The sequence below is a fragment of the Vreelandella arcis genome, assembly GCF_900103865.1.
GTDB classification, from domain to species: Bacteria; Pseudomonadota; Gammaproteobacteria; order Pseudomonadales; family Halomonadaceae; genus Vreelandella; species Vreelandella arcis.
The window spans coordinates 142856-165913 of the sequence record NZ_FNII01000006.1 but is presented as its reverse complement, the minus strand read 5'-3'; the positions used below and the strand labels follow the sequence as shown (position 1 = coordinate 165913).

24 protein-coding genes are annotated in these 23058 nt (G+C 57.8%); 7 read left to right on the top strand and 17 right to left on the bottom strand.

Annotation, left to right across the window (positions count from 1 at the left end):
• Positions 1-43 precede the first annotated feature (43 nt).
• The 9 genes from lon to nrdR form a co-directional block, all read right to left on the bottom strand.
• Entirely contained in the window at positions 44-2488 is a 2445-nt protein-coding gene (lon, locus tag BLR97_RS08995; RefSeq protein ID WP_089705200.1) for an endopeptidase La, read from the bottom strand.
• A gap of 91 nt (positions 2489-2579) precedes the next feature.
• Positions 2580-3836, bottom strand: a complete 1257-nt coding sequence (locus BLR97_RS08990) for a DUF945 family protein (RefSeq protein ID WP_089705197.1) — start codon at positions 3834-3836, stop codon at positions 2580-2582.
• Positions 3837-3890: 54 nt separating this feature from the next.
• A complete protein-coding gene (locus BLR97_RS08985) occupies positions 3891-4364 on the bottom strand; it encodes a phosphatidylglycerophosphatase A family protein (RefSeq protein WP_089705192.1) in 474 nt (157 codons plus the stop codon).
• A complete protein-coding gene (thiL, locus tag BLR97_RS08980; protein ID WP_089705189.1) occupies positions 4361-5338 on the bottom strand; it encodes a thiamine-phosphate kinase in 978 nt (325 codons plus the stop codon). The genes BLR97_RS08985 and thiL overlap by 4 nt, the downstream gene beginning before the upstream one ends.
• A gap of 59 nt (positions 5339-5397) precedes the next feature.
• Entirely contained in the window at positions 5398-5901 is a 504-nt protein-coding gene (nusB, locus tag BLR97_RS08975; RefSeq protein ID WP_089705187.1) for a transcription antitermination factor NusB, read from the bottom strand.
• Positions 5894-6388 (bottom strand): 6,7-dimethyl-8-ribityllumazine synthase, encoded by a 495-nt coding sequence (gene ribH, locus BLR97_RS08970; RefSeq protein WP_089705184.1) that lies wholly within the window; start codon positions 6386-6388, stop codon positions 5894-5896. Before ribH ends, nusB begins: the two co-directional genes overlap by 8 nt.
• Before the next feature lie 13 nt (positions 6389-6401).
• Positions 6402-7559 carry a bifunctional 3,4-dihydroxy-2-butanone-4-phosphate synthase/GTP cyclohydrolase II gene (gene ribBA / locus BLR97_RS08965; RefSeq protein WP_089705182.1) on the bottom strand — a complete coding sequence of 386 codons (1158 nt, stop codon included), beginning with the start codon at positions 7557-7559 and terminating at the stop codon, positions 6402-6404.
• 44 nt (positions 7560-7603) lie between these two features.
• Complete coding sequence (ribD, locus tag BLR97_RS08960; protein ID WP_089705179.1) at positions 7604-8767, bottom strand: bifunctional diaminohydroxyphosphoribosylaminopyrimidine deaminase/5-amino-6-(5-phosphoribosylamino)uracil reductase RibD; 1164 nt, start codon at positions 8765-8767, stop codon at positions 7604-7606.
• Between the two features lie 2 nt (positions 8768-8769).
• On the bottom strand, positions 8770-9246 hold the full coding sequence (gene nrdR, locus BLR97_RS08955) for a transcriptional regulator NrdR (RefSeq protein WP_089705175.1): 477 nt from the start codon (positions 9244-9246) through the stop codon (positions 8770-8772).
• A gap of 143 nt (positions 9247-9389) precedes the next feature.
• Between nrdR and BLR97_RS08950 the strand changes: the two genes are divergently transcribed.
• Both BLR97_RS08950 and dsbG read left to right on the top strand, forming a co-directional pair.
• Positions 9390-11153 carry a sugar phosphorylase gene (locus tag BLR97_RS08950; RefSeq protein ID WP_089705172.1) on the top strand — a complete coding sequence of 588 codons (1764 nt, stop codon included), beginning with the start codon at positions 9390-9392 and terminating at the stop codon, positions 11151-11153.
• Between the two features lie 96 nt (positions 11154-11249).
• Positions 11250-12044, top strand: coding sequence for a thiol:disulfide interchange protein DsbG (dsbG, locus tag BLR97_RS08945; RefSeq protein WP_170833005.1), 795 nt, complete (start codon positions 11250-11252; stop codon positions 12042-12044).
• A 42-nt stretch (positions 12045-12086) separates the two neighbouring features.
• Here the strand turns inward: dsbG and BLR97_RS08940 are convergent, their stop codons facing one another.
• The gene (locus BLR97_RS08940; protein ID WP_089705169.1) at positions 12087-12506 is read right to left on the bottom strand and encodes a DUF6691 family protein; all 420 of its coding nucleotides are present in this window, start codon (positions 12504-12506) and stop codon (positions 12087-12089) included.
• Between the two features lie 2 nt (positions 12507-12508).
• A complete protein-coding gene (locus BLR97_RS08935; RefSeq protein ID WP_089705166.1) occupies positions 12509-12964 on the bottom strand; it encodes a YeeE/YedE family protein in 456 nt (151 codons plus the stop codon).
• Positions 12965-13136: 172 nt separating this feature from the next.
• Here BLR97_RS08935 and ylqF point away from each other — a divergent pair, with 172 nt between their 5' ends.
• From ylqF to htpX, 3 genes are all read left to right on the top strand, one after another.
• Positions 13137-14090, top strand: a complete 954-nt coding sequence (ylqF, locus tag BLR97_RS08930; RefSeq protein WP_089705163.1) for a ribosome biogenesis GTPase YlqF — start codon at positions 13137-13139, stop codon at positions 14088-14090.
• A 58-nt stretch (positions 14091-14148) separates the two neighbouring features.
• Positions 14149-15396 carry a pyridoxal phosphate-dependent aminotransferase gene (locus BLR97_RS08925; RefSeq protein ID WP_089705160.1) on the top strand — a complete coding sequence of 416 codons (1248 nt, stop codon included), beginning with the start codon at positions 14149-14151 and terminating at the stop codon, positions 15394-15396.
• A 148-nt stretch (positions 15397-15544) separates the two neighbouring features.
• Positions 15545-16450 carry a protease HtpX gene (gene htpX / locus BLR97_RS08920; protein ID WP_089705157.1) on the top strand — a complete coding sequence of 302 codons (906 nt, stop codon included), beginning with the start codon at positions 15545-15547 and terminating at the stop codon, positions 16448-16450.
• Between the two features lie 75 nt (positions 16451-16525).
• Here the strand turns inward: htpX and BLR97_RS20165 are convergent, their stop codons facing one another.
• The 3 genes from BLR97_RS20165 to pdxB all read right to left on the bottom strand — a co-directional run bounded on the left by BLR97_RS20165 (position 16526) and on the right by pdxB (position 18338).
• Positions 16526-16789, bottom strand: coding sequence for a type II toxin-antitoxin system RelE family toxin (locus BLR97_RS20165; RefSeq protein ID WP_089705154.1), 264 nt, complete (start codon positions 16787-16789; stop codon positions 16526-16528).
• Positions 16776-17009 carry a CopG family transcriptional regulator gene (locus BLR97_RS08910; protein WP_089705150.1) on the bottom strand — a complete coding sequence of 78 codons (234 nt, stop codon included), beginning with the start codon at positions 17007-17009 and terminating at the stop codon, positions 16776-16778. The genes BLR97_RS20165 and BLR97_RS08910 overlap by 14 nt, the downstream gene beginning before the upstream one ends.
• A 183-nt stretch (positions 17010-17192) precedes the next feature.
• Positions 17193-18338, bottom strand: coding sequence for a 4-phosphoerythronate dehydrogenase PdxB (gene pdxB / locus BLR97_RS08905; protein WP_089705147.1), 1146 nt, complete (start codon positions 18336-18338; stop codon positions 17193-17195).
• A gap of 84 nt (positions 18339-18422) precedes the next feature.
• On the opposite strand from pdxB, the gene BLR97_RS08900 reads away from it, so the two are divergent.
• Positions 18423-18704 carry a hypothetical protein gene (locus BLR97_RS08900; protein ID WP_089705144.1) on the top strand — a complete coding sequence of 94 codons (282 nt, stop codon included), beginning with the start codon at positions 18423-18425 and terminating at the stop codon, positions 18702-18704.
• Between the two features lie 6 nt (positions 18705-18710).
• Here the strand turns inward: BLR97_RS08900 and BLR97_RS08895 are convergent, their stop codons facing one another.
• Positions 18711-19046: a glutaredoxin family protein gene (locus tag BLR97_RS08895; protein WP_089705141.1), complete on the bottom strand. Its 336-nt coding sequence runs from the start codon at positions 19044-19046 to the stop codon at positions 18711-18713.
• A gap of 24 nt (positions 19047-19070) precedes the next feature.
• The gene (gene rlmKL / locus BLR97_RS08890) at positions 19071-21302 is read right to left on the bottom strand and encodes a bifunctional 23S rRNA (guanine(2069)-N(7))-methyltransferase RlmK/23S rRNA (guanine(2445)-N(2))-methyltransferase RlmL (protein WP_089705440.1); all 2232 of its coding nucleotides are present in this window, start codon (positions 21300-21302) and stop codon (positions 19071-19073) included.
• A gap of 351 nt (positions 21303-21653) precedes the next feature.
• On the opposite strand from rlmKL, the gene rmf reads away from it, so the two are divergent.
• Positions 21654-21863, top strand: coding sequence for a ribosome modulation factor (gene rmf, locus BLR97_RS08885; protein WP_089705138.1), 210 nt, complete (start codon positions 21654-21656; stop codon positions 21861-21863).
• Positions 21864-21949: 86 nt separating this feature from the next.
• Here the strand turns inward: rmf and BLR97_RS08880 are convergent, their stop codons facing one another.
• Positions 21950-22963, bottom strand: coding sequence for a quinone-dependent dihydroorotate dehydrogenase (locus tag BLR97_RS08880; protein WP_089705135.1), 1014 nt, complete (start codon positions 22961-22963; stop codon positions 21950-21952).
• Positions 22964-23058 lie beyond the last annotated feature (95 nt).

Here is a 23058-nt window from a genome sequence, read left to right as displayed (position 1 = left end):
TGAGAGATTATACGTCGTTTAACTTGCTTCGCGGCTTATCGCGTTACTTAAACACCACGTTAGCCACGTCGCGGTAGCGGCTGGCAAAGTGCACCGTCATTCCCTCCCTTAGGTAATCGGGCAGCTCTTCATAATCGCGCCGGTTCGCCTCGGGCAAAATCAACTCAAAGATATCGCTGCGGCGAGCGGCAATCACTTTTTCGCGAATCCCGCCCACGGGCAACACTTGGCCGGTTAGCGTCAGCTCACCCGTCATGGCAAGCGGACGGTTAATCGCCTGATGGCGAGCCAACGACAGCAGCGCTGTGGTCATGGTCACCCCCGCTGAGGGCCCGTCTTTCGGCGTAGCTCCTTCGGGCACATGCAAGTGCACGAAAGCGGAATCGAAAAAGTCGCTGTCGGCACCGTATTCCTGCAGGTGACCAAGGGTATAGCTATAGGCAATATTGGCGGACTCTTGCATCACGTCGCCCAGCTTGCCGGTGAGCTTAAAGCCACGATCCAATGAGTGAACCTTGCCCGCCTCAATCGGCAAGGTGGCGCCGCCCATTGAGGTCCAGGCAAGTCCGGTGACCACGCCCTCACCTTTCATGACTTTCTCTTTGCGGAAGATCGGCGCACCTAAAAACTCTTCAAGGTTTTTGACCGAGACTTTCACCGTTTCGATGTCGTCTTCCAGCAGCTTAACCGCAGCTTTGCGCACAATGCGGTGCAGCTGTTTCTCCAATTGACGCACCCCGGCCTCGCGCGCATAGCCTTCAATCACCTGTTTAAGCGCGGCGTCGGACAGTTGGATGCGCTTTTTCGGTAGGTTGTCGCGTTTCAACAGCTTGGGCCACAGGTGGTTTTTAGCAATCGCCAGTTTTTCTTCGGCGATGTAGCCCGACATGCGAATTTGCTCCATGCGGTCTAACAGTGGGCCGGGAATCGAATCCAGCGTATTGGCCGTACATAAAAACAACACTTTGGAGAGATCCATACGGACGTCCAAATAGTGGTCGAGGAAGTCAACGTTTTGCTCGGGGTCAAGCACCTCTAGGAGCGCCGAGGCCGGGTCGCCTTGGAAGGACTGGCCTAGCTTGTCGATTTCATCCAGCATAATCACTGGATTTTCGACCTCTACTTCTTTAAACGCCTGAACCAATTTACCCGGCATAGCCCCTACATAGGTGCGGCGATGGCCTTTAATCTCAGCCTCATCGCGCATACCACCGACAGAGAAGCGGTAGAACTGACGGCCCAGAGCTTCAGCGATCGAACGACCAACGGACGTTTTACCCACGCCCGGCGGGCCGACCAGCAGTACGATGGAGCCGCCGACATCGCCCTTGAACGAGCCTTCGGCGAGGAATTCGATAATCCGCTCTTTGACGTCTTTAAGACCGTCATGATCGCGATCCAGTACGCCACGCGCGTGAGGTAAGTCCAGTTGATCTTGACTGGTCACGCCCCAAGGCAGCGACGTCAGCCAGTCGAGGTAGTTGCGCGTAGTGCCGTACTCCGGCGAGCCGGTTTCCAGGACACTCAGCTTGTCCAGCTCATCGTCGATACGCGACTGGACGCGCTCGGGCACCACCAGGGACTCTAACCGGGCACGGAACGTATCGACGTCGTTTTCACGGTCGTCCTTGGAAATGCCCAGCTCGCGCTGAATGACCTTCAACTGCTCGCGCAGGAAAAATTCGCGTTGACGATCCTGCATCTGCGCATTGACCTGATCGCTGATTTCGCTTTGCAGCTGAGCGACATCAATCTCTTTGCGCAGTAACGGCAGCACTTTTTGCATCCGCTCGGCAACGTCCAGCGTTGACAACACATCCTGAAGCTCTTGCCCTTTGGCCGAGGTAATGGCCGCCGCAAAGTCAGTTAGCGGTCCCGGCTGGTTAGGGCTGAAGCGGTTGAGATAGTGCTTGAGCTCTTCGCCGTAAAGCGGATTAATGGGCAGTAATTCCTTAATCCCATTAATAATCGCCATGGCATAAGCGCGGGTTTCTTCGTTTTCCGCATCCACTGGCTCTTTGGGGTAACTGACTTCTACCAGATAAGGCGGCGTGGTCGATAACCACCGCTTAATCTTGAAGCGCTGTACGCCCTGGGCAATAAATTGAATTTGCTGGTCTTCGCCCTTCATCTTGTGGACTTTGACGGCGGTGCCAATGGTCGGGAAACCTTCGCTGTTCAGCTCATCGACACCGTGCTCGCCCACATACGCAACGCCCACGGTGTGGTGCGGCGTATTACCCACACGACGCATGGTTTCTTCCCAGCGTTCGCGGTTAATCACCAGCGGCTGCACTTGGGCAGGGAAGAAAGGCCGATTATGGATCGGCAGTAAGTAGATACGCTCGGGAAGCATGTCACTGGCGGATACCAGCGAGTTCACACGCTCGCCGTCTGATCGGAATTGATCATCCTCACTTTGGGAGGTTTGCTCGTTGTCGTCCTGCACGTCAAGGTGGTCGTCTCGGTCAAATTCCTGGTCGCTCATGCACCCTCCAATCAGCACCTGCCGGTGGCGACTGCCGCTCGGCTTTGTGAAGAAAATGCGGGCACATCGGGCAAACTTCAACCGTTAACGGTCAGGGCAATAGATCTGGCATGGGGCGACCGTTGACACGCCACTGACCGCGAACGACATCGAAAGCCAGTTCTCGCGTACCGAGTGGCAACCCGAGCCAAAGCGCCGCAACGGTGGGGGCATCGTGCCAGGTAAAGTCCCCGTCGATGCGTTCACGCCAGCGAGCCTGCTCTTTGGGCTCACCCAGCCGGGTGACATCTAGCTCGTCCAACTGGCGGTTATCGAAAAATAGCGCGCCATCGGCGTCTAAACGAATACCCAGCAGAGGGCTCTCAACGCTCACTGTCGAGACGTCTAAGCGCGGCGAATCACTTAGCAACTGGCGAAAATCGGGCGTTAAACGCGTTAACGTGCCTTCCGACATGGGCAGGCGGGCGTCGCCCGAGGCGGCTTCCTGGCGCAGCTGGCGAATGGTATCGCGCACGGCATCCGCATTGATCCGCGAGAGTTCCATTACCATACGGCCGTTTTGTAGCAGTGGCGTCTCGGGGTTTTCTGATGGCACCATGACTTCCCCAACGGTGAGCTCGCCTTTTATCCGCAACTCCTGCTCATCGAGCACCATTCGGCTATGTACATCAAGAGGCGATACGCTGATGTCGAAACTCGGATACGACAACGCCAAGTTGTCGAAATGCAGGTGGTCGCGTTGGGTAAAATGGTAGGCATCTTCGGTGTAGGTATAACGGCTTTTCAACCAAGAAGCCCCCATATTCAACTCGGCCGGGCCATCGGTCAGGGTCAGTTGATCCATCATTGCGCGCAGCCGCCAATCCCCGTACACGCCTTCCAGGCGCAACCGACCACCGCGTACTTCAAGCTCTCTGCCATTTTGCTGAATCACAAAGGGCGCCAGCGCCAGGCGCAGTTCGCTGTGCCCGCTGAGAGTATGGTAGCGACCTTTCCAGCGTGGCACCGAGGGCGCACTCACCTCTCCCAATGCCTGCTGCAAAGCGGTGTCGAGGCGAGGCAATAACGTGCCCTCCACGTCAGTGCTTAAAATACCGTGACGAGCGTTATAGCTAAGCTCCAACTGCCAAGGGCGTCCAAGCAGCGGCGAAAGAATCAGCCGCCCCTGGGAACTCAACCAGCCCTGATCGCTCTCAGTACGGGTTACGCGCCATTCGCCCCGGGCGGCTAGATCGTCCAGCGCCTGGCGCAGACCTCTCTCGAACAGCACGCTCGAAAGCAGCTGCGAAGCAACCCAAAGCACTGCGATGACTGCCAACACGGGGACAATCAAACGTTCCTTGCGCATGCGCACGGCGTCTCCCTTGAGCCAAACGCGCCAATGGGCGGCGTTTTAAAGCGATCAGTGCAGCCAAAACCAAAGATGCATAATGCTCCAGGCGTAAATCCCTGCCATTACATCATCTATCATGATGCCAAAACCACCGGCTACCCGCCGGTCTGCCCAACGGATAGGCCAGGGTTTAAACACATCGAAGATGCGGAACACCACAAATCCCCATAATGCAGATTCCCACGAAAACGGCACGGCAGCCATGGTAATCCAGTAGCCGACGAATTCATCCCAAACAATCCCGGAATGGTCGTGTACGCCCAGATCATGGGACGTTCTATCACATAGCCATACGCCAATAACAAAGGCGATAAAAACAATACTTAAGTACCAGCCTAATGATAAATCCGCCATTAACCAATAAAAAGGGATCCCGGCCAGGGTACCAAAGGTACCGGGTGCCCAGGGCACCGCACCACTGCCTAACCCGAACGCAAAGAAATGGGTGGGCCGACGCCAAACACTCGCAGGGGCGTGATTCATGGCGTCTCTCCCTTAAAATGCTGCCAACCGTGATAGCGCTGAGCGGGTAATCCGTGGATGCCTAACGCATCACGGCACTCACCAATCACGTGGAGCGGAACGCCTAGCGCGGCTAGCTGCAGTTGCGCTTGTTCAACATGCGCACTAGGCAACGTTACCAGTAGTTCATAGTCATCGCCGCCGGTTAATGCGGCCTGCCGCGCGGCGTCTGTCCCCAAGGCGTCTTCCAGCCCCTCGGCCAACGGCAACGCATCAACCGATAGGTCAGCTCCCACACCGGAAGCCTCGCGCAGGTGGCCTAGATCGGCTAATAACCCATCCGAAATATCGATCGCTGCGCTGGCCAGCTCGCGCAAAGCCTCCCCTGCCTCCAGACGGGGTATGGGCCATAAATAGCGCGCCAGTAGCGGGTGCGACGAGTCGCGCTCGCCCTGCTGCCAGGCGGCTAAGCCGCCAGCGCCACCGCCCAGGGCACCGGTCACGGCAATTACATGACCCGGCTGAGCTCCGCTTCGGGTCAGCGCCTTGCCGCTTGGCACTTCGCCCATCACGGTCACGGCAATGGACAGCGAACCCGACGTCACATCGCCGCCCGCGAGCACAGTGGCGTGCCGCTGACTTAACGCGCTAAAACCACGCGCGTAGCCCGTAAGCCAGGCCTCGGTGGCTGAGTCATCAGCAAAACGTGCTTGGTCGAGTGTCAACGCCATCAGACACCAACGCGACGTAGCGCCCATTGCCGCTAAGTCACTCAGCGCCACGGCCAGCGCCCGGTGGCCGATTGCGTCGGCGGGGGCGTCGCTGGGAAAGTGCACGTCGGCAACCGAGGTATCGACGCTCACCACCAATTGGTGCTCCGGCTGCGGTGTCAACAAAGCGGCGTCATCACCGACACCCAACGCCACGCCACTTTGGCGGGCATCATTGCACGACAAGGTAAAATAACGTCGAATCAGATCAAATTCGGCAAGCACAAAGGCCCCTTAAACGCAGCGTCAGTACGCGCGCGAAATCACCCGGCTTAGACGGCCAGTTAGCGACGACGCGCGGTGACCTCGGCACTCCGCAAGCGAATAGCCAGCTTGTCGAGAATACCGTTTACGTATTTATGGCCGTCGGTGGCACCAAATGACTTGGCCAACTCAACACCTTCGTTAATAACGACACGGTAAGGCACCTCCATCCGCCGGGAAAGCTCGTAAGCGCCCAGGCGAAGAATCGCCAGCTCGACGGCATCCAGGTCTTCCAGACGGCGGTCGAGCAGCGGCGCTATTTCACGATCCAGCTCGGCACGGAAGCGGGCCGTGTTGAGCAGCAGCTCATGAAACAGCGCCTTGTCGGCGATTTCCATTACCTTGGCCCAGTTCTCGAAGTCTTCCATGTCGTCATCGGGCAACTGGCTGCGAAATTCCGCTTCAATGGCGCTGATCGACTTGCCGGTCATGTGCCATTGATAGAGCCCCTGCACCGCCAGTTCGCGCGCCGCTTGTCGGCCCTGTTGGGCCGCCGACGGCTTACGCTCACGACGCTCACTCATGTGTATCATCTCCTGGCGTGATGGCGCGCAGCAGCGAGACCATTTCCATTGCTGCCATGGCCGCTTCTGTGCCCTTATTACCGGCTTTAGTTCCGGCCCGCTCAATGGCTTGCTCGATCGACTCGACGGTCAATACGCCGTTGGCAATGGGGGTGTCGAATTGCAACTGCAGCTGGTTGAGGGCGGTATTACAGCCCCCTGCCACATATTCAAAATGCGGCGTGCCGCCTCTAATCACGGCTCCCAGGGCAATCACCGCCTCGGGTTTGACCACTGTAAGCACACGCTTGACGGCCAGCGGAAGTTCCCAGGCGCCGGGCACGTGGACGATGTCGATGTGCTCCATATCAACGCCGTGACGCACCAAACTATCCACGGCACCTTCCACCAAACTATCCACGACGTGGTGGTTAAAACGTCCGACCACGATGACGTAACGGCCATCAACGTCGACAAAGGTACCTTCAACTTGAGAAAGGGATTGCATCAATTTATACCTACTAAGAAGTTGGCTCATCGGAAGTATCGTTCGGCCCTAATCGCTCCACGACCTCAAGATCAAAGCCTGAGAGCGCCGAGAACTTCCACGGTGAGCTTAATAAGCGCATTTTACCCACGCCAAGATGGCGCAGAATCTGCGAGCCGGTGCCAATGGTTAAGTAATTGCCCGCACCATCTGAATCACTGGTACGCGGTTGGCGAACCCGCTCTAGGAAAATATCCAACTGATCCTTAAGATCCTGATGCGGGCGACCATCGTCGATCAGCACCAATACCCCCGCTGGGGCGGCCGCTATCTCGGCCAGTGCTCGCTGAGCATCCCAACGGCATTGATCACCTTTCGTAAGCCCCAACACATCGCGCAACGTGTCAGCCAGATGAACCCTTACCGTGGTGGGTTGCGCCGGCGTGGGCTGGCCTTTGACCAATGCCAGGTGATGCGCGCCCTGAATACGGTCGCGGAACACATGCAACGCCAACTCGCCCTGGGCGGTCATTATTGGCGAGGTTTCCAGATGATCCACGGTCTGTTCATTGACGATCCGGTAATGAATCAAATCGGCAATGGTTCCCATCTTGATGTCATGGGTCTGCGCAAAGGCTTCAAGTTCAGGGCGACGTGCCATGCTGCCATCGTCGTTCATTACTTCACAGATCACGCCGCTCGGGTCACAACCGGCCAAGGCCGACAAGTCGCAGGCGGCCTCGGTGTGACCGGCGCGACGAAGTACGCCACCGGGTTCGGCCATTAATGGAAAAATATGCCCTGGCTGGACAATATCCGTCGGTTTGGCGTGAGGCGCTACCGCCGCCTGGACGGTGCGGGCCCGGTCAGCCGCGGAAATCCCCGTGGTCACCCCTTCGGTCGCTTCAATGGATAGGGTGAACTTGGTCCCAAACCCCGAACCATTGTCGCGTACCATTAGCGGTAAATTAAGCTGCTCGCAGCGAGCACGCGTCATCGGCAAACAGATCAGGCCACGAGCAAAACGCGCCATGAAGTTGATATGTTCCGCCTGGACTTTTTCAGCGGCCATGATGATATCGCCTTCATTTTCGCGATCCTCATCGTCCATGAGAATCACCATTTTGCCCTGGCGAATATCGTCGACCAGTTCGGCAATGGGGGCTAATCCCCCAGAGGAAGCGTGCGCCATGGAATCTCCAAAAAAGGTTGTCGCAATGGGTGCGATTTCGCGCGTCAGGGTACCTTGGTATCGCCACTGGCGCCAGTCGCTAACGGCGAAGCAGTAATCCGCCAATCCTGGCCCACCGCGCGAATGTCGTGAATATTAAGACGCTGCTGGTCGGCCATAAGGGCCAGCCCCGGCAGCGCGAAAAGCGGCCGAGCGTCGCCACCTAACAAAGTGGGTGCGACAAACAGCTGCATTTCATCGATCAGTCCGGCGCTGATCATGGCCCCGGCCAGCGTGGCGCCGGTCTCGACCAGCAGCTCATTGACCTGCTCATTGGTCGCTAGCCAGTTCAGCAATGCCGAAAGCTCAACGCGCCCTTGATGATCGGCGGTCAACACCTGAACCTCGGCCCCCGCGTCAATCAGTTGCTCGCGCTTGTCAGCATCGTGGGAAGGCGTTGTAACAACCAGGGTACGCCCAGGCTCACGCAAGCAGGCCGCTGCCAGCGGTAACCGCAGGTGACTATCGACAATCACCCTCAGCGGCTGACGACTAGCCACGTCATCGCCATTGTCTAGGGCAAGCTGCTCCGCGCGGATAGTGAGCCGCGAGTCATCCATAATCACGGACTCGACGCCGCTCAAAATGGCACTGGAGCGGGCGCGCAACCGCTGAACCTGACAGCGTGCCTCAGGGCCGGTAATCCATTGGGATTCACCCGAGCCCATGGCGGTACGGCCATCAAGGCTCATCGCCATTTTCATGCGCACAAAGGGACGCTGGGACTGCATCCGAGCAATAAAGCCTGGGTTGAGCGCCTGGGCGTCATCGGCTAACAATCCTACGTCCACCGCAATGCCCGCCGCTTCTAACAGGCGTATCCCCCTGCCACTGACCTGGGGATTAGGGTCTTCCATCGCGATCACCACCCGCGCCACCTGGGCAGCCTCAAGGGCAACCGCACAGGGGCCGGTACGCCCGGTGTGCGAGCAGGGCTCTAGGGTTACGTAGGCAGTCGCGCCGTGGGCGCAGTCACCGGCGGCGATTAACGCATTGATCTCAGCGTGGGGCTCACCCGCGCGGCGGTGAAAGCCCTCACCTACCACCTCGCCATTTCGCACGATCACGCAGCCCACCCGGGGGTTAGGATCGGTGGTATACAAGCCACGCGCCGCCAGCGCCAACGCGCGGCTCATGAAACGATGGTCGTCAGCGCTAAAAGAAGCCATATTCACGAGGTGGGCCCAGTATCCGAAGGCGCTTGGGAAAGGCGATCAATCTCTGCCCGGAATTCGTCCAAATCCTGAAATTTGCGATACACCGAAGCAAAGCGAATGTAGGCTACTTGATCAAGGTTATTCAACGCCTGCATGACCGACTCGCCGATATCACGCGCGTTGATTTCCCGGTCGCCCCGTGCGCGCAGCGTCTGGCGTATCCGCTCGACGGCAGCCTCAATGGCTTCCGAGCTGACCGGTCGCTTTTCCAGTGCCCGTAGCATACCCGCGCGTAACTTGGCTTCGTTGAAGCTCTCTCGAGAACCATCTGACTTGACCACGCGGGGCATCACCAACTCGGCGGTTTCATAAGTGGTAAAACGCTCCTGGCAGCTTGCGCATTGACGACGACGGCGCACTTGGTCACCGTCGGCCACCAGCCGGGAGTCGGTCACTCGAGTATCGTTTGCACCACAAAAAGGGCAATGCATGGCGTTCAACCTGTTGTCTACCCGTGCCGCAACGCTGCACGAGAAAGCATAATGTAACCAGTTAATGCGTTATTAACCGTTCATTGTAACGTTTTGGCACACAAGCTGCAGCGTTTAGGAACGATTGTTTATGGGGAACCTTCATGACTGCCTTCGACGATACCGTGCATGCCTACTTGGAACACCTCTACGGCCCCCGCGCCGATGAGGTTCAGCGCCGGCTCAATCAACGCCTTGCGCATTTTGGCACGGTCCACCATCCGTCGAACGAAGACACCCCAACAGCGACGCCTGCACCATCGTGGAGCGAAAAAGACCAATGGTTGATCAGCTATAGTGACTCGATTATCGACGACCCAACGCCACCGTTGGCGGTTCTCAATGATTTTTTACAAACCCGGCTTGGCGAGCGTATCAGTGGTGTTCACGTGCTGCCGTTTTTCCCCTGGAGCAGCGATGACGGTTTTTCGGTAATTCATTACCGCGAAGTAAACCCCGACCTAGGCGATTGGACGCATATCCAAACGCTTGCCCATCATTACGATTTAATGGCCGACTTGGTGCTCAACCATGTTTCTCGGGAATCATTATGGTTTGTGGATTATTTGAGCGGCAGCTTGCCAGGGCGCGATTATTTTATCGAAGTCGACCCGGACACCGATGTCTCGGCGGTCGTGCGCCCCCGCAGCAACCCACTGTTAGTGCCTATCTCCACCCGCCGGGGAACCCGCCATCTATGGGCAACGTTTTCCGAGAACCAGCTCGACCTCAACTTCGAAAACCCCGATGTGCTGCTGGAATTTGTCGGCATCCTACTGTTTTATCTGGAACAAGGCACCCGCATCGTGCGGTTGGACGCCGTGGCCTTCTTATGGAAACGTCTCGGCACCGCCTGTATTCACCTGCCCGAAACGCACACCGTGGTACGCCTACTGCGCGCCATTGTCGACCACGTCGCCCCTAGCACTCTGCTAGTCACCGAAACCAACGTACCGCACCACGAAAACATCAGCTACTTCGGGCTCGACCGATTGGCTGACGGCCCGCCCGACGAAGCGCACATGATTTATCAATTCGCCCTACCGCCGCTATTGCTGCACACCCTCACCCGGGGCGAAACCAGCACCCTACAAGCCTGGCTGGAAAGCCTGCCCGGGCTACCTGACCACTGCACCTACCTCAACTTTACGGCCAGCCACGACGGTATCGGCGTGCGCCCGCTGGAAGGTTTGCTACCCGATCACGAGCGCGATGCCCTACTCGAGCTAATGCACCGCTTTGGTGGCTTCGTCAGTATGCGCAGCAATCCCGACGGCAGCGATACACCTTACGAAATCAACATTACCTGGTTTGAAGCCATGCAGGGCACCCGTAGAGGCCCCGACCCTTGGCAAATAGCACGGTTTTTATGCAGCCAGGCGATCATGCTCAGCCTACAGGGCATTCCCGCGCTGTATATTCACACCCTTACCGGCTCGCTTAACGATGTCGAAGGCGTTGAGCGCAGCGGTCACCTACGCTCGATCAACCGCCGTCGCTGGCAGCGTCAAGAGCTTGACTTACTGCTCGACAGCACTTCCACCCCGACCCACGACGTGTTCAAAGCACTCTGTCGTTTTCTCGAGCGCCGTCGCCAAGAGCCGTGCTTCCACCCTAACGCGGCACAGCGTGTCGTGCCCTCTCCCGCTTCGCTACTGGCCATCGAGCGTGGCCCACTGGCCGATGGCCGCCGCTTGCTCGCGCTGTACAACGTCACGGAAACACCGCTGCCCTTCGAGCAGCTTGGCGAGGAGGTTCAAGAGGCGATCACCTCGGTTAACTGGCACTGCCTAAATGATAATGCTGGCTGGGGCCCCACTGACCCGTTACCGCCCTACGCCGTGCGCTGGCTGGTTAATAGTCCTTAGCATTATAAGAATAGAACTTTTTGACGAGAAAAAGATGCCGATCCGCCTCATGCGCGGTAGGCTAGCGCCTGGCTTCAGTAAACGATGAGGAACGCTATGCGCGGCTGGTTTTCTTTACCCGGTTCGATTTCACGCTGCTGGCCTCTAGTGGTCAGTATTACCTTAATGCCGGTTGCCCTGGCAGACTCACTCCCTGCCCCTATACAGGCCTTAGCAGATCAAGGGCTAGAGATTCACGGCGAGTTTGATGCGCCCGGGGGCATGCGCGGTTTCGGTGCCAGTCGCCAAGGCCGCGAGTTAGCGATTTACTTAACCCCCGACGGCGAACACGCCATTACCGGAACGCTCACCGGCCCAGACGGCGGCAATCAATTCGAAGAAGCCGCCCTGGATGAGCACGTCCGCGCACCGCTTGAAGCGCAAACCTGGCAACTGCTTAAAGACAGCCACTGGATTCAAGACGGCGAGCGCGACGCACCCCGCGTCATTTACACCTTTACCGATCCTAACTGCCCCTACTGCCAGGCCTTTTGGGAAGCAGCGCGGCCTTGGGTCGAGGCGGGTGACGTACAGCTGCGCCATATCATGGTCGGCATTCTGGCCGCCGACAGCCCCGGCAAGGCCGCAGCATTGCTAGGTGCGGATGACCCCGCCGAGGCGCTTGCTGAACACAAGCAAGGGCAAACGATTAGTGCCAGTGCGCAGCCCCGTGATATCGAAGAACAAGTATATGCCAACAACCAGCTTTTCGAAGGACTGGGGCTCTATGCCACGCCGACCAGCGCCTTCAAGCGACAGACCGACGAGGGTGTCACTCGACTGGATCGCGTCGAAGGTATGCCCAGCGAGGAGCGCTTAGAGGAAATGATGGGCGGCCCGGCACCGCCATAATCACGACGTCTTTTAGTCGTCGCAAGGCCTGCAATGCCTACCTTAGGCGATGCGCTTGGCGATCCACCAGCCCAGCACCATGGTTGCCAACATCGCCACCAGCGGTAACGAAACCCCGCCCAGGGATGCAATCGCAGGCCCTGGGCAATAGCCCGACAGCCCCCAGCCCACGCCGAACAGCGCCGCGCCGCCCAGCAATTTAGCGTCTAAGTCTCTTTTGGTGGGCAACGCAAAGCGCCCAGCCAACCAGGGGGTAGGTTGCTTAAACACCCACCGGTAACCAATAAAAGTGGTGATAACCGCGCCGCCCAACACAAACATTAGCGTTGGATCCCAGTTGCCGGCAATATCCAAGAATCCAACGACCCTTGCCGGGTCGGTCATGCCCGATACGGCCAGTCCTAGACTAAACAGCAACCCGGCCAAATAGCTGGCTGCCAAAGTCAGGTATTGTTTTTTCATGCTCAAGCTCCCAAGACGTGGCGCTGGACATACACCGTGACCAGCGCGGCGAGCAAAAAGGTTACTGTAGCTGCCAAAGACCTCGGCGAGAGACGGGCCAGCCCGCACACCCCATGGCCACTGGTGCAGCCACTGCCTAACCCGGTACCCAGCCCCACCAGTAAACCGGCCACTAACATCAACGACACGCCGCCGAGCGGCTCCCCGATCACCTCGCCGGGGCTATTGACGACGTTGCCTAGCCCGCCACCAAAAAGCATCAATACCAACGGACCGCTAACCAGTCCGGCTAAAAAAGCCAGCCGCCAGGCGCTATCGCCTTGGGGGCGCTGGGTTATCAAGGTGCCGACAATACCGCTAATACCGGCAATTCGTCCCAGGCTTGCCATCAGCCAGACCGCCGAGATACCGATCAAGATACCGCCCGCAAGCCCCTGCAGGCTCGATGCCAGTTCCATGCTGCCCTCCTCGATTTCGATTGCTTGTACGATTGCTTCGCGGCGACGCCACGCGTATTAAATTATAACTTTATACCACAAATGAATATACGAGCGAGATCTCGCGTCAACAACCGTTTATTGACCACCTTCTGTTAAGATGCAGCGCATTTGTTATCTGCAGGAGAAACCCATGCTCGGCTGGTTCCCCGGACACATGAACAAGGCCCGCCGCCAGATTCAGGAGGCGCTGCCGGAAATTGACGTGGTCATCGAGGTGCTCGATGCGCGTCTGCCCTATTCGAGCGCCAATCCTATGCTGGCCGAGCTGACCCGCCATAAGCCGGTGCTCAAGCTTCTCTCCCGTGCGGATCTCGCCGACCCGGAACGCACCGCCGAGTGGGTGGCGTTTTTCGACGCCCAGGACGATATGCGCGCGCTGGCGGTAACCACCACCAACACCCGCGAACTTAAACAAATCCCCAAGCTGTGCCACGCATTAGCCGGTGCGGTGCGTGCCGACCGGGATGTTCGCGTGATGGTCATGGGCATCCCCAACGTGGGCAAGTCGACGCTGATTAACGGCCTGGCGAAGCGCAAAATCGCCAAAACCGGCAACGAGCCAGCCGTTACCAAGCGCCAGCAAAAAGTTCGCATCGACGGGCGCGTGGCGCTGGTCGACACCCCAGGGGTGCTATGGCCCAAAATTGAAGACCAGGCCAGCGCCTACCGGCTCGCCGCCAGCGGGGCGATTCGTGATACCGCCATCGAGTACATCGACGTGGCCATCGTCACCAGCGCCGAGTTGGCCAAGCGCTACCCGGATGCGCTGACCGCCCGCTACAAGCTCAAGGCGCTGCCCGCGTATGCGCCGCCCAGCGCCGATGAGGTCGATGCCGACGGCCCGCAAAAGCCTGATTTCCTGGCACTTGCTGGCTTTGACGGCCACGCGATCCTCAAGGAAATCGCCGGCAAGCGCGGTGGCCTGCGTCCCGGCGGTGAAGTCGACCTGCACCGCGGTGCCGAGGTCTTGCTGCACGAGTTGCGCGACGGCAAGCTAGGCAGGCTGACGCTGGAAACCCCCGACGATATTCCGCCGCCGCCCGCACACGACGACGAAGACAGCGCCTCGCATTCCGACGCATAATGGCGCATCGACCGGCAATGCCGCGCGGCCACTGGACACTTTTTGGAAATAACCGCTCATGGACACCCCCCAACCTCTAGAATCGCCCACGCTTAAAAAATCGCACAAGCTGAGCAACGTCTGCTACGACATTCGCGGCCCGGTGCTTGACCACGCCAAGCGCCTGGAAGAAGAAGGCCAGCGGATTCTCAAGCTCAATATCGGCAACCCCGCGCCGTTTGGCTTTGAGGCACCAGAAGAAATTCTTCAGGACGTGATGCGCAACCTGCCCACTGCCCAAGGCTACTGTGATTCCAAAGGGCTTTATTCGGCGCGCAAGGCGATTATGCAGGAGTGCCAACGCAAAGAGATTCCCGGGGTTGGCATCGAAGATATTTATATCGGCAACGGCGTTTCAGAGCTGATCGTGATGGCCATGCAGGCGCTGCTCAACGACGGTGACGAAGTGCTGATCCCCGCGCCCGATTATCCACTATGGACAGCCGCCGCCCACCTGTCCGGTGGCCACGGGGTGCATTATTTGTGCGATGAGCAGGCCGACTGGGCACCGGACATGGCCGATATTCGCGCTAAAATCACCCACCACACCCGCGCCATCGTGTTGATCAACCCCAACAATCCTACCGGTGCGGTTTACCCACCCGCAGTGGTGCGCGAGGTGTTGGACATTGCCAAGCAGCACAACCTGGTGGTGTTCTCCGATGAAATCTACGACAAGATTCTCTACGACGGCGTGGAACATACCGCCACCGGCGCGCTGGCGGACGACGACCAGTTGGTAATCACCATGAACGGTCTATCGAAAAGCTACCGCTGCGCCGGGTTTCGTTCTGGCTGGATGACCATTTCAGGCTCCCTCGCCAAACTCCATGCCAGCGACTATATCCAGGGGCTGACCATGCTGGCCTCGATGCGCCTGTGTGCCAACGTACCCGCCCAGCATGCCATTCAGACAGCACTGGGCGGCTATCAGTCGATCAACGATCTGATCCTGCCCGGCGGGCGTTTGCTGGCCCAGCGCGATATCACCGTGGAAAAGCTCAATGCCATCCCCGGGGTTTCCTGCGTGACTCCCAAAGGGGCGCTGTATGCCTTCCCACGCCTCGACCCCAAGGTGTTTAACATCAAGGACGACCAGCAGCTGGTGCTTGATCTGCTGCTGCAAGAAAAAATCCTACTGGTTCAAGGCACTGCGTTTAACTGGCCGGAGCCTGACCACGTGCGCATTGTCACCCTGCCCTGGGCTGACCAGTTGGGCGACGCACTGGATCGTTTTGCTAACTTTCTGGCGCGCTATCGGCAATAATAACCGCAATAAATCAACAGAATGGCCGTTAGTACTTGAAACCCAAGCGTAGCGCACGTATCTAATCAAACCAGTACGGCCCGATGGCTACTGTACTACTCAACGCAGTCACACTTAAGACGGTTACACCCAAGGGAGAATCCGCCACATGATGCGCATTTTGCTGTTCTTAGGCACCAACATTGCGGTGTTGTTGGTCGCCAGCCTGACGCTACGACTGCTTGGGGTTGAAAGCTACCTCAATGCCCAAGGCATCAACTTCACCGGCTTACTGATTTTCTGCTTTATCTTCGGTATGGCCGGGTCAATGATATCGCTGTTCATTTCAAAGTGGATGGCCAAGCGCAGCACCGGCACCGTGATCATTGAAACCCCGTCGAACTCAACCGAAAAGTGGTTACTCGACACCGTCGCCGAGCTTGCCCATGAAGCGGGCATCAAGACGCCGGAGGTGGGCATTTTCCCCGCCCAGCAGTCTAATGCGTTCGCCACCGGGTGGAACAAAGATGATGCCCTGGTCGCGGTGTCCGCGGGTCTTTTAAACCGCATGCGCCCCGAGGAAGTGCGCGCCGTACTGGCCCACGAGATCGGTCACGTAGCTAACGGTGACATGGTCACCCTTGCCTTGATTCAAGGGGTGGTTAACACCTTCGTGATGTTCTTTGCCCGCGTCGTCGCCCACTTGGTCGATAGCTTCTTGAAGAGCCGCAGCGGTGGCGAAGGCGGGCTGGGCTTTATTGGCTACTTCGCCGTCGTGATCGTCGCCGAGATTGTCTTTGGCATCCTGGCCTCGGCCATCGTGGCGTGGTTCTCGCGCTTTCGCGAATACCGCGCCGACGAGGCCGGCGCGCGCTTAGCCGGCACCGGGGCTATGGTCAACGCCCTGGCTCGGCTAAAAAGCGAAACCGAACTGCCCGACCAAATGCCCGATACCCTGCGCGCCATGGCAATCACCAAAGGCCAGACACGCTCGCTGATAGAGCAACTGTTTGCCAGCCACCCGCCGCTGGATGACCGCATTCGCGCGCTAAAAGAAGCCGCTTATCGGCAGTAAGTTTTTCAGCAGCTCCATAAGTTTAAGGCCCGCATCTGCGGGCCTTATTCTGTATTGGGTTTGACATCAGAAGCATTAGCTACGCTTATAGACATGCTTTCGGTGCCCAACCTTAACGACAGTCACGACAAGAAGCTCATCTGCCACTTCATATATAATTCTATAAACACCCTGCCGAATACGGTAGCGCTCTTGTCCTGAAAGCTTTTCACTACCGATAGGACGGGGTTCTTCTTGCAGCTCCTCTATGCGCTTAAGAATGCGGGTAACGTCTTTGTTTGGAATTGGCCGAAAATCTTTGGAGACAGATTTCCTGAAGACAAGCTTATAATTTGCCATGGGCCTTCAAATCGTCCAGCAACGCCTCATAGCTCATTGTTGGTTCGGAAACTCGTTCATCGAATGCCGCCAAATCTTCTTGATCCTCAGCTAGTGCCTCACGAACAGCATCGTTGACGATATCTGATAACGAACGATGCGTATGCGCGGCCTTCAACCGCAACGCAGCATGTAACTCAGAATCAAAATAAACCGTAGAACGCTTCGATGTCTTACTCATGATGTTTTCCAAATTTCGTGACGTCTTAGCACTATAGCGTCAGAACATCAAAGCGTCAAAGCTGCTATAGCAACAGTTTATTCCTACACATAAATACACACTGCTGGTTGCAAACACCTAGCAGTCCTTTTACTTCTTGAAAAAATACGTTATGGCACTACAAACACTCGCACCAATCGCCATTTAATTACTACTCACACCAAACCCTGCCCCACGCAGCATACCCTCTAGCGCTACTGCTTCCTCTGAAAGCTGCACGTTGAGCGTGGCGAATTCACGGCGCAATGGGTAATCGGCACGGCAGCGGTCAAAGCCCTTCGTCATGCCTAAACCAAGCACCTGGCGCTGAAGCATATCGTGGTCACGGCGTACATCGTAAACCGCCCGTGTACATAGCCTAAGCGCATCATCCACCGGCAACGCTTGTTCAAGCGTCAAGCTGGCCAGCGCAGGCGGCGGACAAAGCTCGCTAAACGTGAGGCGACTCGGCTGGCCTAGATGGCGAGCCAGCGCCTGGTGAATCATCCAACTGCCGCGCAGTTTACCGTCCAGGCTATAGCCGGCAATGTGCGGCGTCGCCAGCGCCGCTAAATCGCGCAAGCTGGGGTCAATGGCCGGCTCCTGCTCCCACACATCCAGCACCGCGGTTATATCCCCTTTACCCGCCAAGCGGCTGCGCAGCGCCAGGCTATCCACACAGTCGCCGCGCCCTGCGTTCAGCAATATACTCCCCGGCGCCAATTCGTTGATGCGCTGTGCATCGAGCAAATGGTGGGTGGCGTAAGGGCCTGACGCCACCAGCGGCGTATGCAGGCACAGCACATCGCAACGGTCGATGAGTTCATCGAGTTCGGCAAACCCCTGCGTGCCTTCGCGCTCAGCCCGCGGCGGGTCGCAGACAAGCGTCGGCACGCCCAGCGCCGTTAACCGCGCCAGCAGCCGGTTACCCACGTTGCCCACCCCCACGATGCCCACGCTGCGCTCACCGAGTGACCAGCCCTTCCGCTCAGCAAGCGTCAGCAGGCTACTTAACACATAATCCACCACCGCTTCAGCGTTACAGCCCGGTGCACTGGCAAAGCCGATACCACGCTCTTCCAGAAAGGCCTGATCCACGTGGTCGGTGCCGATCGTACAGGTGCCCACAAACCCCACGCGGCTATCGGCGAGGAGTGCCTCGTTAACCTGGGTTACCGAGCGCACAATCAACGCATCGGCATCCGCCACCTCGGCTGCGCTAATCTCGCGCCCGGGCACGCGGATAGGTGTGCCAAAAGGCGCAAAGCAAGCGTCGGCGGCAGGAATATTCGCATCGATAACAAGTTTCATAGGCGTTTGCTTATCCGAGCTTTACAATACGCCCGCAATCGCTTGGGGTGCAGGCGTATTTTAGCGGCATTTAAGGAGACTAAATTGATCGTACGCTGGGAAACCGACCATGACTACGTGCTGATCCATATTCACCAGGATATGCTGGGTGATTGGATTTTTAGCCGCGCCTGGGGGCAAATCGGCACCCAGTATGGCGGTCTGAAGCACCAGTTGGCCGACACCTTGGCCCAAGCCCATATGTGGCTGGAAGATGAGGCCACCATCCAAACATCACGAGGGTTTCGTAAAGTCTTAGACGTCGCCGATCACACCCCGGAAGGCCAAGAAGCCATGCGCCAGCTGTCACTGCTCGACGCACTCTAGCACTCTTCAACCCAGAAAACGCCGCCCGTTACGCTGATGCGCGCCACCCCGCGCCGAGGTTTCCACCGGCGCGCTGAGAGCGCTCAACGCTGCTTCATCAAGCCAACCCCGTTGCCGCAGCCAGGTAGTTAAGCGTTCAAGCTCATTGCCCCGATCCAGCTCTTGGCCCTTGTCGTCCGCTAACACGGGGATGCGTTCGCCGTAGCGCGCCATCAGCGCCTCGTCGTCGCTCACCTCAACGCGCTGCCACTCAATGACTGGGTGGGTTAACGCGGCCACCCGCGCCTCAAGCTCGTCGCAAAGGTGGCAGCCCTGGGTGGTGTAAATCGTTAACCAAATCATCTCACCGGCCCCTGGTACTTCACTTTATTCGCGGTGGCGTAGCAAGTACACATGGTGCGCGTTGCTGCGACGTTGAAAGTCCGGGTCAAAGCTGCGCGAGGTAATGTCCTCGACAACAAATTGCTCGCTAAGCGATTCATCCAGCTTGAAACGGCGCTGATTGTTGGAGAAGACCAAAGTGCCGCCAGGGGCCAATCGGGCCATGGCCAACGCCACTAAACGCGCGTGATCGCGCTGCACATCCAGCGTATCGCGCATCTTCTTGGAGTTGGAAAACGTCGGCGGATCCATAAAGATCAGGTCGAACTCGGCGTTGGCGGTTTCCAACCAGCGAAAGCAGTCGTCGCGCACCACTCGATGCAGCCGCGGATCCAACTTGTTGAGAGTGAAATTATCCCGTGCCCACTCCAGGTAGGTATTGGACATATCCACGCTAACGCTATCGCTAGCGCCGCCCAACGCCGCCTGCACGGTGGCCGTTGCGGTATAGCAAAATAGGTTCAAAAAGCGCTTGCCGCTGGCCATCTCACCCAGCATGCGACGCACGGGGCGATGGTCAAGAAACAACCCGGTGTCCAAGTAGTCGCGCAGATTCACCCATAGCCTGGCACTACCTTCGCGCACTTCAAAGCGCTCGCCGCTAGCCTCGCGCTTTTGGTACTGCGCACTACCGGTTTGCCGCTCGCGGCGTTTAACGTGAATTTTACTGGGGTGAACATTGAGTACGCCGGGCATCACCTCTAGCGCATCGAACAAGCGCTTCTGCGCATGAGTGGGATCCACCGAGCGCGGCGCTGCGTATTCCTGCACGTGCACCCGGTCGCCGTAACAATCGACCGCCAGGGCGTATTCGGGCATATCGGCATCGTAAAGCCGGTAACAGGTTTCACCGCTTTGCTTCAGCCATTTTTTCAGGCGTTTTTGATTTTTGGCTAGCCGGTTGGCAAACATCTGCGCGTTCTCAGCCACCTTAGGCGGCACGTTCACAGTGGTCGTGGGCTCGTCGCCCTTTTGGCCGTTACCCACAAGCCCTTCAGCCTCAGACCTGTCTGCCACATCACCGCCAGTCGCGCGGTCAATGTCCATCAGCAGCAGCTTGGCGTCCAAGGCGCCGTTTTTCAGCGCGTACTGCTTATGCGCCCGTAAGCCAAGGCGGTGACCAAGGTCAGGGTTGCCGGTAAACACGGCCAGCGTCCAACCGGGAAACAGCGCTTTAGCTTTATCGCCAAGCTGGGCGTAAAGCTGCACCAACTCAGGCAACTCGCCTAACCGCTCGCCGTAGGGCGGGTTGGTGATCAACAAGCCCTGCTCAGCGGTTAACTCGTCTGGCCGCGTCAGTTGAGCGAGGCTTTGGCCGTGCAGATTCAGCAACGCAGGAATACCGGCACGCATCGCATTCGCCTTGGCGGCGGACAGCGCTGCCGGGCTTTCATCAAAGCCTACCAGCTGCGTTTTGCAGCGCTTTCGGCCAATCGATGCGCGAGCGTCCGCCTCGCGTTTAAGCTCATGCCACAGCGCCTCATCGTGGCCTGCCCAACCGTGAAAACCAAAGCGTTCGCGGTGTAAATTAGGTGCTTGGTCAGCCGCCATCAAGGCAGCTTCAATCAGCAGCGTTCCCGCGCCACATAGCGGGTCAATAAGCGGTTCGCCGGCCTTCGCTCGCTCAGGCCAGCCGGCCCGAACCAATAACGCAGCGGCCAGGTTTTCTTTCAGCGGCGCGTGACCCACATCGCGGCGGTAGCCACGGCGGTGCAGGCTTTCCCCCGAAAGGTCGATGCCAATGGTCGCATTCGCCCTGTGTAAGTGGGCATACAAGCGCAGGTGCGGTGTTTTGGTATCGATCGTGGGGCGTGCCTGCCCGGCTAACTGCAGCGCATCGACTACGCCGTCCTTGACCGTTTGCGCGCCAAAGCGCGTATGTCGGATATGCTCACTGCGGCCATGAAAATCCACCGCCATGGTTCGACCTGGCGCTAAATGTCGAGTCCAATCCAGCCGCGCGACAATATTGTGCAGCTGCTCGGCGGTCTCGATCATGGGCTCGCGTGTCACGATCAAAATGACGCGGTTGGCAAGCCGCGACCAAAGGCAGACACGGTAGGCAGTGGTTTGATCAGCGGTAAAATACACACCTGCCACGGTCGTTTTGCCCGGGGTGGCACCCAGCGCTGCGAGTTCGTCGGCAAGCAGGCTTTCGATGCCCTTAGGGCAGGTCGCCAGCAGGTTGAGGGGGGCGGTTTGGCTCGACTCGGTCATCATAATGGCTGCGCGTAACCGCGCGAAATTCCTATATATTGCAAATGAGTTTACGTCTTATGACAATTTGATGGTCGACAAGTGACCCCATCATGGTCTAACAATAAGATAGTAGCTACTGAAAACGCATGCGTTACCTGTCAGGGTCCAAGCGACCATGGCGTATACCAGAGAGCCGTTCAGCAGGTTCAGCACGTGAGTGCTAGACCGCTACGCTGGGACGGAAACTAACTCCTTGAGTTAACTCTCAAACAGCGCTTGAAATAGCGGCGGCGAGACTCCTGGGCAACGCGCCCTGTTTCGCGCCTCTGTTTATTTCATCTCAAAGGCTTTCATAAAAGAGGTTAGCCAATGAAACGACAAAAACGTGATCGCTTCCAGCGTGCTTATGTACACGGCTACAAAGCGGGTGTTTCGGGTCGCTCCCGAGATGATTGTCCCAGTCACGAGGTTAATTTACGCGAATACTGGATGAGCGGTTGGCGTGAAGGTCGCGGCGACCAGTGGGATGGAATGACCGGCGTCTCCGGCATTCACAAAAACCCTGTGGTCATGACCTAACCCTTTACCTTTACATGATGTTTGCAGTGAGCCCGCTGAATTGAGCGGGCTTTTTATTGCGCGTAAACCGCTTTAGCCAACACTGGTTACCCCGATTTCAAGGCATCAGCACACTCGCGGACGAGCGTCGGCCCACGATAAATTAGCCCCGAGTAAAGCTGCACTAAATCCGCGCCGGCGGCGAGCTTTGCTTTGGCAGCGTCGCCGCTGTCGATACCCCCAACACCGATGATCGGCAAATGCGGCAAGTGTTCGCGCAGTAGCCGGATCACCCGGTTCGACGCTTCGAACACCGGCTTACCCGAAAGCCCACCCGCTTCTTCCGCTTGTGGGTCACCCTGCACGCCCTCTCGAGCGACCGTGGTATTGGTGGCAATCACGCCGTCAAACCCATTGCGCTCGATGCTGCCCGCCACTAGCGCTACTTCTTCATCCGTCATATCCGGGGCAATTTTCACCAATAGTGGCACACTGCGCCCCGCTTGTTCGTCCAACATCTGGCTACGCGTGCGAATGGGGCCTAATAAGGCATCCAATTGGTCACCGAACTGCAGCGTGCGCAGCCCTGGGGTGTTGGGCGAGGAAATATTGACCGTCACGTAATCGGCCACCCCATGGACGGCCTCCAAACAGGCCAAGTAATCATCCAGCGCGTTGTCTACCGAGGTGGTCAGGTTTTTGCCAATATTAATGCCCACCACCCCCCCATACTGACGCTGTTTAACCTGCGCCACCAAGTGCTCAACGCCGCGATTGTTAAACCCAAACCGGTTAATGATGGCCGAGTGCGCCGCCAGTCGAAACATTCGGGGCTTGGAGTTACCCGGCTGAGCCTTGGGGGTCACCGTACCAACTTCAATAAACCCAAAGCCAAGCTCGCCCAGTGCGTCCAGGTGGTCAGCGTTTTTATCCAGCCCCGCCGCTAAGCCCACGCGATTGGCAAAGCGCAATCCCATCAACTCAACTGGATCGTCGACCGGCTTGCCCACCAAACGCTTAACGCTCTTCACTCGGTGCAACGAGTCCAAAGCACCCAGCGCGATACCGTGGGCGGTTTCAGGGTCGAGGCGAAATAAAAGCGAGCGGGCAAAGGCGTACATGGCGGGTCTCTTAAAACAGGCGGCTAAAACGAGCGCAAGTATAACGTAAAAAAGCACGCCCTGGTGGATCCAGGACGTGCTTAGGGGCAGCGGTT

Bases quoted from the DNA above. Each gene is read 5' to 3' on its own strand.
- lon (WP_089705200.1), bottom strand. From the start codon at position 2,488: ATGAGCGACCAGGAATTTGACCGAGACGACCACCTTGACGTGCAGGAC.
- BLR97_RS08990 (WP_089705197.1), bottom strand. From the start codon at position 3,836: ATGCGCAAGGAACGTTTGATTGTCCCCGTGTTGGCAGTCATCGCAGTG.
- BLR97_RS08985 (WP_089705192.1), bottom strand. From the start codon at position 4,364: ATGAATCACGCCCCTGCGAGTGTTTGGCGTCGGCCCACCCATTTCTTT.
- nusB (WP_089705187.1), bottom strand. From the start codon at position 5,901: ATGAGTGAGCGTCGTGAGCGTAAGCCGTCGGCGGCCCAACAGGGCCGA.
- ribH (WP_089705184.1), bottom strand. From the start codon at position 6,388: ATGCAATCCCTTTCTCAAGTTGAAGGTACCTTTGTCGACGTTGATGGC.
- ribBA (WP_089705182.1), bottom strand. From the start codon at position 7,559: ATGGCGCACGCTTCCTCTGGGGGATTAGCCCCCATTGCCGAACTGGTC.
- ribD (WP_089705179.1), bottom strand. From the start codon at position 8,767: ATGGCTTCTTTTAGCGCTGACGACCATCGTTTCATGAGCCGCGCGTTG.
- nrdR (WP_089705175.1), bottom strand. From the start codon at position 9,246: ATGCATTGCCCTTTTTGTGGTGCAAACGATACTCGAGTGACCGACTCC.
- BLR97_RS08950 (WP_089705172.1), top strand. From the start codon at position 9,390: ATGACTGCCTTCGACGATACCGTGCATGCCTACTTGGAACACCTCTAC.
- dsbG (WP_170833005.1), top strand. From the start codon at position 11,250: ATGCGCGGCTGGTTTTCTTTACCCGGTTCGATTTCACGCTGCTGGCCT.
- BLR97_RS08940 (WP_089705169.1), bottom strand. From the start codon at position 12,506: ATGAAAAAACAATACCTGACTTTGGCAGCCAGCTATTTGGCCGGGTTG.
- BLR97_RS08935 (WP_089705166.1), bottom strand. From the start codon at position 12,964: ATGGAACTGGCATCGAGCCTGCAGGGGCTTGCGGGCGGTATCTTGATC.
- ylqF (WP_089705163.1), top strand. From the start codon at position 13,137: ATGCTCGGCTGGTTCCCCGGACACATGAACAAGGCCCGCCGCCAGATT.
- BLR97_RS08925 (WP_089705160.1), top strand. From the start codon at position 14,149: ATGGACACCCCCCAACCTCTAGAATCGCCCACGCTTAAAAAATCGCAC.
- htpX (WP_089705157.1), top strand. From the start codon at position 15,545: ATGATGCGCATTTTGCTGTTCTTAGGCACCAACATTGCGGTGTTGTTG.
- BLR97_RS20165 (WP_089705154.1), bottom strand. From the start codon at position 16,789: ATGGCAAATTATAAGCTTGTCTTCAGGAAATCTGTCTCCAAAGATTTT.
- BLR97_RS08910 (WP_089705150.1), bottom strand. From the start codon at position 17,009: ATGAGTAAGACATCGAAGCGTTCTACGGTTTATTTTGATTCTGAGTTA.
- pdxB (WP_089705147.1), bottom strand. From the start codon at position 18,338: ATGAAACTTGTTATCGATGCGAATATTCCTGCCGCCGACGCTTGCTTT.
- BLR97_RS08895 (WP_089705141.1), bottom strand. From the start codon at position 19,046: ATGATTTGGTTAACGATTTACACCACCCAGGGCTGCCACCTTTGCGAC.
- rlmKL (WP_089705440.1), bottom strand. From the start codon at position 21,302: ATGACCGAGTCGAGCCAAACCGCCCCCCTCAACCTGCTGGCGACCTGC.
- rmf (WP_089705138.1), top strand. From the start codon at position 21,654: ATGAAACGACAAAAACGTGATCGCTTCCAGCGTGCTTATGTACACGGC.
- BLR97_RS08880 (WP_089705135.1), bottom strand. From the start codon at position 22,963: ATGTACGCCTTTGCCCGCTCGCTTTTATTTCGCCTCGACCCTGAAACC.